Genomic DNA, 14,023 nt, shown 5'->3' on the forward strand with positions numbered 1-14,023 from the left:
ATAATATGAAACTATCGAATTTATATACTACCTTACTTTTTAGTTTGTGTTTGTTGTTCCAGTCATGTCTGGACATGAATCCCGAGGAGCAACTCTCGGATGGCGACATGTGGCAGAATCGCGGGCAATTCGAAGCTTTTGCCAAGAATTTCTATGGTTGGACACGCGATTTCGGTGGCTTGGGGGATGCTCACGGTGATGTACAAGCAGACCTGTTTAGTACAAATCCCAGGAATCTTTTCAGTAATGGAACATCTACCATTCCACTTACCGACAAAAGCTATACAGATGCTTATGCCAATCTTCGTCAAGTAAATCTGTTGTTACAAAAGGCAGAATCTTATGCTCTTCCCGAAGAAATTAAGATACCTGTTGGTGAGGCATATTTTTTCAGGGCTTATATCTATTTTGACCTGCTTCAACGTTTTGGAGGAGTCATTAAGGTGGAAGAACCGTTAGATATCACTTCTCCGGAGCTTTATCGCACTCAAAATACAAGAGAAGAAATTAACGAATTCATTATCTCCGATTTGAACGAAGCGATAGCGCTTTTGCCGAAGTTTAAGGATATCACTGCTGCAAACGCAGGCACTATTTCACTTGAGGGTGCACAAGCCTTTTTATCCCGTGTGGGACTTTATGCGGGGACATGGGAAAAATTCCATAATGGTAATGGAAGCAATACGGAATTGTCAAAGAAATGGTTGAAAATAGCATACGAAGCTGCTGATGCAGTTATTGAGTCGAAAACATTCGAACTCTTCAAACCGTCTGATTTGGTTATTGAAGGGGATGAAGGGGCTGCTTACCGTTATTTGTTTATACTGGAAAATGAGAAATCGAATCCGGCCGGTTTGAACAAAAGTGCAAATAAAGAATATATATTTTCCAGAAGACATGATACGACATTGGCACCTATTGGTATCAATATTACCGAAGGTCGTTTTAATAATGCGTTATATGTAACACGTAAATTGGCCAATATGTATCTTCAAAAGAGCACCGGATTGCCGATTGATATATCGAAGTGGAATTACGCTACTAAAAATTCGGAGTATTTCGACCGTGACAACCGCATGACAAGCATAATGATGGTAGACGGAGGTTTTTACTTCAGTAGCAACGGTGGACGTTATCGTAGAACGTGGTTGGGAGATGCAGCTGAAATTAAGGAAGCCGGAGTGACTGCTCACAATGCAGCAGGTGGTACCGGGTACCGTTGTCGCAAATGGTGTTCGGAAAGAGAAGTGGAAAACCGGAAGGAAGGATACGACTATCCTATTATTCGTTATGCGGAGGTGCTTTTAAACTATGCAGAAGCAAAATTTGAATACGATGACAATATCTTGGATCCTGATTTGGACAAATCGTTGAATCTGGTACGTTTGAGAGTTAATCCTACTATGCCTAAATTGTCTAACGGACTGCTTCGGGGTACAGGTACAAACATGAGAACGGAAATTCGTCGTGAACGTACGGTGGAATTGATTGATGAATGTTTCAGACTGGATGACTTGAAACGTTGGAAAACAGCAGAAAACGAAATGCCTGAAGATATGTTGGGAATCAAATATACGGGAACCGCTTTTGAAACTTCCGGTTGGGCAGGGGTTGTGACGAATACGGAAGGATGCTTGATTTGGGAGAGCGGCAGAAAATGGGACAATAAGCAGTATTTGTATCCTTTCCCGCTGGATCAGTTGCAACTGAATACGAACTTGCGGCCCAACTGGCAATCTACAAATCCTTATGTGAAATAATTTTAATGTTATAATTATATGAAAAGAATATATACATTAAGCAAGACGATGGCTTTCCTGTTTTCATGCATGGCACTGATAGGAACTGTAATCTCTTGTGCGGACGATTACAATACCGATCCGCTGACTAAAAATACCATTCTATCATCGATAACGATTGATGAGAAATATGAAGTCTATACACTGGTAAAGGGCGAAAACTATACTTTGCATTTCTCTACTTTGCCGGAAGATGCGACTAATCCCGGGGTGTCTTGGGTATCAGGTAACGAAGAGGTGGCTACGGTAGATGCTAACGGTAAGGTGACGGCTGTTGCTGTCGGAACATCGGTTATTACGGCAAAACCAGCTGTCGGATATGCAGATGGAGTATCGGCTGCCATAACAATTAGTGTAGTTGAAGAACTTGCGCTTACACAATCGGTTGAGATAACCAATTTGCCTGAAGAGCTTACCATGATGGAAACGCAATCGGTTCAGCTCAAAACGAAAACTGTACCGGAGAAACCTAGTTTCTATCTTCTATCGTGGAAAAGTAGCGATGAGAAAGTGGCTACGGTTGATGAAAACGGGCGAGTACTGGCTGTGGGAGAAGGAAAAGCGACAATTACTGCAACAACTACAGATGGCACGGATCTGTCCCATTCAGTTGAGGTAACGGTAAAACCTGTTATTCACGTGGAAACATTCGAGATGAGTTCTATACATAACAAACTTGCCAAAGGTGAAATATCTGTGTTGAAATACACTGTAACACCTGCGGATGCAACTGTATCTGCTTTGGTATGGACTACTTCCGATGCTACAGTCGCTTCCATTGAAAAACGAGTTTTGGGAGAAGAAGAGGTATTCGTCATCTTGGGAGGTGTAAATTCTGGTACAGCAACATTAACGGCAAGTATTACCTATGCTGACGGTTCTCCGGGCTTTGAGAAATCATTTGAAGTTTCTGTGGTAGATGGTAAGATTAATGATGATTTCCTCTTTACGGCAGGATGTTTCGAAGGTGGGGATTATGGAGTATTGGAGAATGGTAGATTAGTGAGGAAGATAGAAAAAGAAGCCAACGCGAAATGTGAAGCACAGTTCCGTGGAACGATGACTTTCTACCCGTCGAAATATCCTATATATGCAGTGAAGACTTTCTTCGAAGATAGTCTCGACCCGGCCAAGACTCCCACATTGTTACTTAATATCTGGAACAATAATCCACGAATCAGTATCGGATTCTATGGTGGTACTGCTGCGGGTAATGCACAAAATTTATATAAAGTAAGCATGACAAGAACCAGTGATGGCGGATATGTAACTTATGCCGACTTAAGCACCCCCAATATTTTCAAGGGAGCAAATGCCGACTTTTTAACAAACGGAGTGCTGAATGACGGAATTACATTAGACCGCTGTGAACACAGGTTCTATGATACTTACTATACTGAAGCTGTAACGGAACCTTTTGCGCTCGATTGGGTTAAGACCTTCGAATCATTGGAAGCATATAAGGCTTATCTGATAGAGAATGAAGGAGTTGTTTTTGAATAATTATTTAAATGAGATGAAATATGAAAAAGAAAATGATAACTCTAGCGATGGTGTTATTTACATTCCTGTCTTGTAGTAATAAGGACTATTTTGATGAGGGGCATGTTGACCTGACACCGGGTTATACAATAGAAGAAGAGGATACTTATAAAGTATACACTTTGAATCATCCCTGTCTGATGCATACCAATGACGATTTCCAATATGTAGTGGGGAAGATAAAAACAGGTGCTCAACCTTGGGGCGCTGCATGGGAGTTCCTGGAACAGAACCAATACACGCAACTTAACGAAAACTGGACAACTGACGCTCCCGAGATTCTTTTGAGAAATTCTTCAGGTGGTAACTTTAAAGTTGCCAGAGAACCGGGATTGGCCGCCTATTATTTGGCCTTGCGCTGGAGAATAGCAGAAGGACTAGGCGAAGAAGATGCATATAAGTATGCGGATAAGGCTGTGAAGATTCTGGATAACTGGTCGACTGTATGTAAAGCAATTCAAGTGGAGAATACGAATGACCATTATGCGTTAGTTACCGGATTTGACGGACATCGGTTTGCACAAGCGGCGGAAGTAATGCGGGATTATCAGCCTTGGGTAGATAATGGAGGATTTTCTAAGTTCCAGACTTGGTTGAAAAATGTAGTTGCAGGTCCTGCAACCTACTTCATCAGTCAAAAAACAGATCCTTACTGGTCTTGGGGCGGATGGGAAGTTCCAAACGTGGCAATCATGCTGGCAATAGGTATTGTATGTGATGACCAGGATATGATTAATGAAGCGATAAACTATTATAAACATGGTCCCAGTTCGGGATGTATCCAGCACTTGGTGGTAGCACTACATCAAGACCCTGCCGGTCTGGGTGAAGGATATTGCCTTGGACAAGCTGATGAATCGGGTCGCGACCAGGATCATGCCGGATTGAGTATGGCTACACTGGCTCCGATGTGTCAGGCTGCGTATAATATCGGAGAAGATTTGTATGGCATCAAAGCAAACGACTCTTTTACGACAGAAGACGGACGTGTATATAATCGTTACCCTAAATATGCTGAATATGGGGATGTAAATCTGACTCTTGCATTCTTTGAATATTATGCAAAGTTCAATTGTGATCCTATTGAAGCTGTAGATATGCCGTTTACCTATTGGGAAACCAGACATGGTCAGCAAAACGAAATTTCATATCAAGGTCGGGGACACTTCTATGCAGGATATGAAATGATTTATAGTCATTATAAGCATGTAAAAGGAGTGAGTGCTCCCTATTCGAAGAAGTTTGCGGAGAAATATCGTCCGGCTACCAGTATTCACCCGTTTGAATATGATAATGATTTTCCCGGAATAGGTACTCTGATGTTCTACAAAGGAGAATGAGTTGAGGTAACAAGTTGATAAGATAAAAATAAGAAACCGTCTGTAAACGGGCGGTTTCTTATCCTGATTAGAATAAAGACAATGATGAAATTAAAGACTATAACTGCATTTTTTGCAATAACATGGGCAGTTTCTACTACTGTTTCTGCCCAGAAGGTTAGTATATATTCCACCACTTCTACCGAACGTTGGGTAGAGAAAAAACAGACATTGGATAAAAATCCTGCCGGACAGGCGGATATCTGTGTTTATCCTGACAGTCTGTTACAGAATGTTGTTGGGTTTGGAGGTACTTTTAATGAACTTAGTTGGGATGCCTTGCAATGCTTGTCTCCGGCAGAACGTGATAAAGTGATGGCAGCCTTGTTCTCGGAAGAGGGTATTCATTTCGCATTAGGACGTACTCCTATTGGTGCCAGTGATTATGCTATGGGATATTATTCTTACAATGACGTAAAGGATGACTATACCATGCGTAACTTTAGTATTGACCGTGATCGCTATATCCTCATTCCTTATATTAAGGAAGCGCTGAAGCTGCGTCCTGATTTGAAGATGTGGGCCTCTCCTTGGACACCGCCTGCATGGATGAAAGTCAATGAACATTATTCGCAGAAGAGTTCCGGTATTGAAGGGACTGAAGTGGGGCACAACCGTCTCGACCCTCATCGCAATCTTATAGGGAATGTTACCGGTTTTAAAATGCAACAGGGGTATCTTCAGGCGTATGCCATTTATTTTTCCAAATACGTACAGGCTTACAAGCAGAACGGCATAAACATTCAGATGATTATGCCGCAAAATGAAATCGCATGGACTCCCTGCTGGCCTTCCTGTACTTGGCGTCCGGAAGACTTGGCTATTTTTGTCAATCAGTATCTTGGGCCCCAGTTTGAAAAAGATTCCATTGATACTGAAATCTGGATGGGAACAGTCAATTATCCGAATCCGGATTATGTACGCACTTTTTTCAAGCAGAAAGATTCTGATAAATATGTAAAAGGTGTTGGCGTGCAATGGACAGGCATGCGGGCTTTGCCGGCTGTACATAAAGAATATCCGGATTATTGCTACATGCAGACAGAGAATATGTGTGGTAATTCGGAGAATGACTGGTCTGCTTTGGAAAATACATGGAATGCTGTAGTTCACTGCTTCAATAATGGTGTTGATTCTTATATTTATTGGAATATGGTATTGAACGAAACCTGTAAGAGTTGGTGGGACTGGGCACAAAACACTCTTATTATTATTGACAGAAAAACAGGGCAGGTACGCTATACGGATGAATATTATTTGATGAAACATCTTTCCCATTTTGTTCAGCCGGGCAGTCGTCTGCTGAAAGTGTCAGATGGTAAGAATACGCTTGCTTTCCGTTCGCATGATGGTAAAGTGGTAGTTGTAGCTTACAATCCGGAAGAACAAGAACGCTCTTGTAGTTTTAAGGTAGGTAGCAAGTATATACGTGTTATATTGAAAGGTAAATCTATTAATACAATTGTCATTTGATTATTTTTAGTACTTTCGGATTGAGTATTTCGGCATATTGCTGCGTATTAAAGAATAAGTACTCATAAAGAATTTACGGTTTTATTTAATAACAATGTTGTTGCACTGTCATTTCATAGCCGGAAAACGTGGCTACGGAATGGCAGTGTTTTATAAAAAATGTGTGATTATATATGAAAAGACAAATTTGCAGTATTTTATTATTCATATTTTGCGTGACATTACAGGCGCAGTTGGTGACTTATCCGGAAGGTTTGAAGGCGAATATGCCACATAATGATGATTATACGGTGCGTGTCCGTATTCCGGGAGGTGAATGGGAAGATTTGTTTGAATATAATGTACAGGTAGATATGGATGCTGTGCAGAATGCTTCAATGGTTCAGTTTGATATGAATGGAACGGTTGAGGTGATGGTGAAAAAGAATAATGGAACCGTACGTGAGGTTGATATACGTCCTCTTAGTTGCAACATCCAATACCGGCAGAACAAGAATGTGATTACTTTTATGTTGGACAAGCCTCAATATCTGTCAGTGGAATTTAATGGGGACAGACTTCATAATCTGCATCTTTTTGCAAATCCGTTGGAAACAGAGGTTTATAAAAAAGCAGAAAAAGGTATCATGTATTTCGGACCGGGTGTTCATGCTCCTTTGGATTTGCCAAATAATCTGATACGTGTTCTTGGCAATACTACCGTATATTTGGCTCCGGGTGCAGTGCTTAAGGCTAAGTTATTAGTTGACGGTGTAGAAAATGTACGTATTATCGGTCGTGGTATATTGGCTCATCCGGTTCGTGGTATCGAAGTGACGAATGCAAAGAATGTACTCATTGATGGAATTACGGTAGTGAATCCGAATCATTATACGGTGTTTGGTGCAGGAACAAAAGGGTTGACGGTGAAGAATCTGAAATCCTTTAGCTGTAAGAGTTGGAGTGACGGAATCGACCTGATGTGCTGTCGTGATGTGCTGATTGACAATGTTTTTATGCGTAACAGTGATGATTGCATTGCACTCTATAATCACCGTTGGAATTGGTGGGGAGGTTCTGGCAATATCACAGTGCAGAATGCTGTTCTTTGGGCGGATATTGCTCATCCGATTAATATCGGTGGACATGGAGACCCGGAATCACCGGTAGGCGAAGTAATGGAAAACCTTACTTTCCGGCAGATAGATATTTTGGAACATGATGAGGACGATGTTCCATATCAAGGGTGTATGGCTATTGATTGCGGTGATAAGAACTTGGTACGTAATGTCTTGTTTGAGGACATTCGTGTAGAGAGTATTCAAGAAGGCAGACTTTTTCATCTCAATGTGCGTTTCAATGAGAAATATGATAAAGCTCCCGGACGGGGAATTGAAAATGTCACTTTCCGTAATATTACTTATGACGGGCTTGGTGAGAATCCGTCTCTAATCAAAGGGTTCGACAACAGTCGGAAAGTGAAGAATGTAATCTTTGATAATGTCGTTATTAATGGTCAGAGGATGACGGATCTGAATGGATTTGTAAAGAACGAATTCGTAGAGGATATACGTGTGCGGTAAAATTAGTTTAAATAGTAGCTTTATAGATATTAAATATATAAACAATGATTATGAGTAAGCAGTTTTTGGTTGCAATCGCATTATTGGCAGTATCGGCTATATCGTCGGCTCAATCCGTGTACCCCGGACAACACCAGGGGAAAATGAAAAAAGAGACAGTAGCTCCTGTACGGGTGGAAAGTTTTGATTTGAAAGACATCCGTTTATTGCCAAGTCGTTTTCGTGACAATATGTTGCGGGATTCCGCATGGATGACTTCCATTGATGTGAATCGCCTGTTGCATAGTTTCCGGACAAATGCCGGAGTCTTTGCCGGTCGTGAAGGCGGGTATATGACAGTGAAGAAACTCGGTGGCTGGGAATCCTTGGACTGTGAGCTTCGCGGACATACTACCGGACATTTGCTTTCGGCTTATGCCTTGATATATGCCGCTACCGGAAGTGAGATTTTCAAGCTGAAAGGGGATAGCCTTGTCAACGGGCTGACTGAAGTTCAGAACGCTTTGAAAGGAGGATATCTAAGTGCTTTTCCCGAAGAATTGATAAACCGTAATATCCGGGGAAAGAGTGTCTGGGCACCTTGGTACACCTTGCATAAGCTTTATTCCGGTCTGATAGACCAATATCTGTATGCAGATAATCTGCAAGCCTTGAAAGTGGTGACTAAAATGGGCGACTGGGCTTATAACAAACTAAAACCGCTCACAGAAGAAACCCGCAAACTTATGATACGTAATGAGTTTGGAGGTATCAATGAGTCATTTTACAATTTGTATGCTATCACAGGAGACGAACGTTATCGCTGGCTGGCGGAATATTTCTACCACAATGACGTAATCGACCCATTGAAAGAACTTCGCGATGACTTGGGGACTAAACATACGAATACCTTTATCCCGAAAGTCATAGCCGAAGCGCGTAACTACGAGTTAACCCGCAACGAGACAAGCAGGAAACTATCGGAATTCTTCTGGCACACCATGATTGACCATCATACTTTTGCTCCGGGATGTAGCAGTGACAAAGAACACTACTTTGATCCGAAGAAGTTATCCCAACATCTGACTGGCTATACCGGAGAAACTTGTTGTACCTATAACATGCTCAAACTTAGCCGCCATCTTTTTTGCTGGACGGGCGATTCATCTATTGCGGATTATTATGAAAGGGCATTGTATAATCACATCTTGGGACAACAAGACCCTGAAACAGGTATGGTAGCTTATTTTCTGCCTTTGCTTTCCGGGGCTCATAAACTGTATAGCACAAAAGAGAACTCTTTTTGGTGTTGTGTCGGCAGCGGATTCGAAAATCATGCTAAATACGGAGAAGCCATCTACTACCATAACAATCAGGGAATATATGTAAATCTATTTATCCCTTCACAGGTAACCTGGAAAGAAAAAGGACTGACAATCCGTCAAGAAACGGAATTCCCACAGGAAGAAACAACGCGTTTCACTCTCCGGACAGAAAATCCTGTTCGTACCACCATTTATCTGCGCTATCCTTCGTGGAGCAAGGATGTAAAAGTGTTGGTAAATGGTAAGAAAATATCTGTGAAACAGAAACCTGGTTCTTATATTGTCATTACCCGTGAATGGAAAGATGGCGACCAAATCTCGGCTACTTATCCGATGCAAATCAAACTGGAGGCTACCCCGGATAACCCGGATAAGGCAGCCCTGTTATATGGCCCGTTGGTATTGGCGGGAGAACGGGGAACTGAAGGTATGCAAGCCCCTGCTCCTTTCTCAAATCCTGCTCTTTATAATGATTATTATACCTATAATTTTCATGTCCCAGCACATTTGCGTACCTCTTTGAAACTAGATAAGAAACACCCTGAACGTGCTTTGCAACGTGTAGGAAGTGATTTGAAGTTTACGACAGAACAAGGAGATGTGATTCGTCCGCTATACGATTTGCATCGTCAGCGCTATGTCGTATATTGGGATTTACAATCAGAAAAATAGATAGTAAACAACGAAATGAAGAATCGTTTATTAATTGCCGCTTTTGTAAGTATCTGCTTTTTGTCCGGTTCTTGCAAAATATCATCCGGTCAGGGAAAACAGTATGACTTCTCTTCTTTGGATTCTGTTATCCAAGGATGGGTAGACAAGGGATATTACCCCGGAGCATCCATTTGTGTAGTGAAGAATGATACCGTCATTTTTCAGAAGAACTATCGGGATTATACACCCGATACAAAAGTATATGTCGCTTCTGCCGGAAAATGGGTAGCGGCTGCTGTCATAGGCGCGGTGGTAGACCGTACTGATTTGGGATGGGATGATCCGGTAGAAAAATGGTTGCCGGAATTTAAAGACGATGCTAAAGGTAAGATTCTTCTCCGGCAATTATTATCCCATACATCAGGAGTACGTCCATATCTTCCCGAGCCTCGTGTAGATAACTATAATCATTTGGATTCGGCAGTCACTGAAATTCTTCCTTTGGATACAGTCTTTACTCCCGGCACTCGTTTTGAATATGGTGGACTTGCCATGCAAATTGCCGGAAGAATGGCAGAAGTGGCGATGGGAAAGGAGTTTGAAACGCTTTTTCAGGAACTGCTGGCACAACCTTTGGAAATGAAGAACTCTCATTTTACCCCAATCAACACGGACGGCGGACATGCACCCATGTTAGGGGGCGGACTGTGTACTACAATGAATGATTATCTTCACTTCCTGTCCATGATTTATCACGATGGAATGTATAATGGCAAGCAAATTATATCAGCAGAAACTGTGAAAGAAATGCAGGCCGACCAAGTGAAAGGCGCCATAATCCCTTCAAATAACTCGGATAATTATGTAGCGAAAGGACTGGGACAATCCCACAATGGAATCTATGGATTAGGAGAATGGCGTGAATTAATAGATAAAAAGACAGGCGAAGCTTATCAGATTAGTTCACCGGGATGGGCCGGTGCTTATCCGTGGATAAATAAACACGATAAAGTTTACGGGTTCTTCATTTCTCATGTAACAGGTTCTTCTGCTAAAGAAGACGGTTTCTCTTCTTTCTTTGGCAGCCCTGTCATTTCACGGACCGTTTCGGAAATACTGAAAGGGAAGCCATTGGTTGTCAAACAAGGACGTATCAATGTAGGAAATGGCTCTCTATACTATGAGGAAGCCGGTCAGGGTGAACCGATCATCTTTGTACACGGTCATTCGCTTGACCATCGTATGTGGGATGAGCAATTTTCTGTGTTTGCGAAAAAGTATCATGTCATTCGCTATGATTTAAGAGGATACGGCACTTCTTCTTCCCAAACAGAAGATTATCAATTTATGCATGTTGAAGATCTGGTTACTTTAATGGACTCTTTGCACATCAAGAAAGCGCATATTGTCGGGCTTTCTTTGGGCGGGTTCATTACTGCTGATATGTTGGCGTATTTCCCAGACCGGATGTTATCGGCTTTTTTAGCCAGTGGAAACATCCGGAAATCGAAGGGTCCTAGTGAGCCGATGACTAAAGAAGAAGCAAAGGTGCGTGATGAAGAAATAGCTGCCCTGAAACAGAAAGGAGTGGAAGTGATGAAGAAAGAGTGGTTTGAAGGATTAATGAAATCCGGTGGTAGCCAGCGTGAACGGATGCGTGTGCCTTTGTGGCAGATGATTGACGAATGGGATGCATGGCAACCGCTGCACAAAGAAGTACGGGTAGTAGCAGGGCTGGATGCTATTGAAGAATTGAAGAAGAGTCACCCTGCCGTACCTGCTTTAATTGTAGAAGGTCATTCTTCTGATAACAAATTTTCAAAAAATCCTCCCATATTGGAATATCTACCTAATGGAAAGCTGAAAATCATAGAGGATTGCGGGCACATGATGAATATGGAGCGACCGGAGGAATTCAATGCAGCTTTAGAAGAATTTTTAATCAATATTGAACAGTAAAATGAAAAAGCAATAAATATCATGAAACAAATAGTTCTATGCCTGATCGGAATATTATTTGCATCGTTTGTATCTGCACAAAAGATAAATCATCCTTCCCTTTTGTACACCCCTCAACGTATTCAGCAGGTAAAACAACGTATGCAGAATGAACCGAAATTGCGGGAAGCCTGGGAGGATATTCAGAAAACCGCCGATGAAGCCTTACAAAAGAAAGATTTCAATCGGTTGGATTATTTGTCGTTGGCCTATCTGATGACGGATAATAAAGAGTATGCAAATATAATCAAAGAGATTCTTTTGAAAGCTGTGGAAGCCGAATCCTGGGGAGATATGGAAATGATGGCACGTATTCCAGTCTGGCGTTCGCAACTGGGCATGGCGCATAAGAGCTTCCTTTCTGCCATAGGATATGATGCGGCTTATAACATAATGTCTTCTTCGGAAAGAAAAAAGATTGCTGAAGGATTGAAACGATTGGCTGTAGAGCCAGCCTTGGGCGACTGGCTGTTGGAACCTGCCCGAATCCATTCTTTGAACTCTATGGGACACAACTGGTGGACTTCCTGTGTATGCCAGGGTGGAATATTAGCATTAAGCCTGCAGAATGAACTTCCCGAAGTAAAAGATTGGGTGGAGCAACTTCATGAATCACTTCCCGAATGGTTTGACTTTGCAGGCGATGCCTTGCAACAGAAAGCAAAGAGTTTTGATGAGGCCGGAGGAATGTATGAAAGTCTGAATTATGCAAACTTTGGTATTCAGGAAGCTCTATTGTTTCGAATCGCTTGGATAAACACTCATCCGGGACAAAATCCCGGCGATATACCCCAATTAGCAAAACTTCCGAACTACTTTTCTCAAGTATGCTATCCTCGTACAGGTATGCTGTATAGTTTGAATTTTGGTGATAGTCATAAGAACGTATCAGCAGAATCCAGTATGATGTTATTGTATGCTTTGGGACTGAAAGACCCGACTATTCTGTGGTATATAGCCCAAGTAGAGCAAGGACAGCATCGCGATGGATTCTTCCTGAATCGTCCGATGGGCTTTCTCTATACCCCTGATTTGAGTAAAGCTCCCGTAACTCCCGATTTGAAAACCTCACAGCTATTCTCGGATTTCGGTTGGGCCACCATGCGTACTTCTTGGGAGAAGGATGCTACGATGCTTGCTGTGAAAAGCGGTCATACGTGGAATCATTCCCATGCGGATGCCAACTCCTTTATTGTATTTCATAAAGGCGTTGATATTATCAAGGATGGAGGAAACTGCTGGTATCCCAATCCTGCCTATCGCAACTATTTTTTTCAAAGCCAGGCACATAATGTAGTCCTGTTCAACGGGGAGGGGCAACCTCGTGAACAACAGTATAGCGGCTCTACTTTGCGAGGAAATCTTTATCATCTCTTGGATGCGGGTAATGTGAAATATGTTTTGGCCAATGGAACAGGTCCTGTCTCTAATAATTTCAGCCGTAACTTCCGTCATTTCCTGTGGATGGATAATGTGATTTATATGATCGATGATTTGAAGACACATAAGGTAGGACAGTTCGAATGGTTATGGCATACCAATGGAACTTATAAGAAATCGGGCATTGACGTGAATGTGATAAACGGAAATTCTTCAGTAGTCATCCGTCCTTTATATCCCCGCATGCTGGCTAAGTCCGATTTTGTGCACGACTATCCCGAAGATTTATATTGGGAAGAAATAGAAGCTCCTACGGAAGATTTGAAAGGAACCGAAAAATATTATTCATTCCATTTACCAGCCGAGGTGAACCGTGTGAAAGGACTTACAGCTATTATTCTGAAAGACGCTCCCGATGAAAAAGACCTGCCTCAAATGGAAAGACGTGAAGGGCAGGACTGGATAGGGCTTCGTATCCGTCATAAAGGTAAAATTACCGATTTATATATCAACCAACTGGCGGACGGAAGATTAATGCACAGTAATTCATGGATTATGCCCGACGGCTGGATGACAGATGCTTATATGTTTGCAGTTTCTTACCCAGAAGGTACTGAAGCAAAGAACGCTAAGGACTTCTTTATTGCTTATGGAAGTGCATTGAGACGGGGTAATGAAACTTACTTTTCATCATTGGCTAAGCTGTTCGTTATTCAGAAAGCAGAAGATAAGAAACTTGATCTTTGGATAAACGGACAGCCGAAGATAAATACCACCTTTAGAAGCACAAAGAAGCCTGTGTCTGTAGAAGTGAATGATAAGAAAATCCCGGTAGTTTATCAGAAATCACAGATAAAGGTGAAACTGTAAATTATGTATATCCAGGATAGATTCTATCTTTTTAAAGAGAGTAAGTTCCTTGTTTTTTGTGC

At 41.9% G+C, this 14,023-nt stretch carries 8 protein-coding genes; all 8 read left to right on the plus strand.

From position 1 onward, the window contains the following. Nucleotides 1-5: 5 nt before the first annotated feature. The 8 genes from Bovatus_RS00090 (at nt 6) to Bovatus_RS00125 (ending at nt 13,961) form a co-directional block, all read left to right on the plus strand. On the plus strand, nt 6-1,760 hold the full coding sequence (locus Bovatus_RS00090) for a RagB/SusD family nutrient uptake outer membrane protein (RefSeq protein ID WP_052587867.1): 1,755 nt from the start codon (nt 6-8) through the stop codon (nt 1,758-1,760). Nucleotides 1,761-1,778: 18 nt separating this feature from the next. Beyond that, nucleotides 1,779-3,302 carry an Ig-like domain-containing protein gene (locus tag Bovatus_RS00095; RefSeq protein ID WP_052587861.1) on the plus strand — a complete coding sequence of 508 codons (1,524 nt, stop codon included), beginning with the start codon at nt 1,779-1,781 and terminating at the stop codon, nt 3,300-3,302. 20 nt (nt 3,303-3,322) lie between these two features. Then, nucleotides 3,323-4,681, plus strand: coding sequence for an alginate lyase family protein (locus Bovatus_RS00100; protein ID WP_004296992.1), 1,359 nt, complete (start codon nt 3,323-3,325; stop codon nt 4,679-4,681). A gap of 84 nt (nt 4,682-4,765) precedes the next feature. After that, entirely contained in the window at nt 4,766-6,193 is a 1,428-nt protein-coding gene (locus tag Bovatus_RS00105) for a glycoside hydrolase family 30 protein (protein WP_052587866.1), read from the plus strand. Nucleotides 6,194-6,366: 173 nt separating this feature from the next. Then, the gene (locus Bovatus_RS00110) at nt 6,367-7,755 is read left to right on the plus strand and encodes a glycosyl hydrolase family 28 protein (RefSeq protein WP_004296989.1); all 1,389 of its coding nucleotides are present in this window, start codon (nt 6,367-6,369) and stop codon (nt 7,753-7,755) included. Between the two features lie 44 nt (nt 7,756-7,799). After that, entirely contained in the window at nt 7,800-9,731 is a 1,932-nt protein-coding gene (locus Bovatus_RS00115; protein ID WP_004296988.1) for a glycoside hydrolase family 127 protein, read from the plus strand. A gap of 15 nt (nt 9,732-9,746) precedes the next feature. Then, nucleotides 9,747-11,672: an alpha/beta fold hydrolase gene (locus Bovatus_RS00120; protein ID WP_004296987.1), complete on the plus strand. Its 1,926-nt coding sequence runs from the start codon at nt 9,747-9,749 to the stop codon at nt 11,670-11,672. A gap of 21 nt (nt 11,673-11,693) precedes the next feature. Then, nucleotides 11,694-13,961, plus strand: coding sequence for a heparinase II/III domain-containing protein (locus Bovatus_RS00125; protein WP_004296986.1), 2,268 nt, complete (start codon nt 11,694-11,696; stop codon nt 13,959-13,961). Nucleotides 13,962-14,023 lie beyond the last annotated feature (62 nt).

This window comes from Bacteroides ovatus, assembly GCF_001314995.1.
GTDB classification, from domain to species: Bacteria; Bacteroidota; Bacteroidia; order Bacteroidales; family Bacteroidaceae; genus Bacteroides; species Bacteroides ovatus.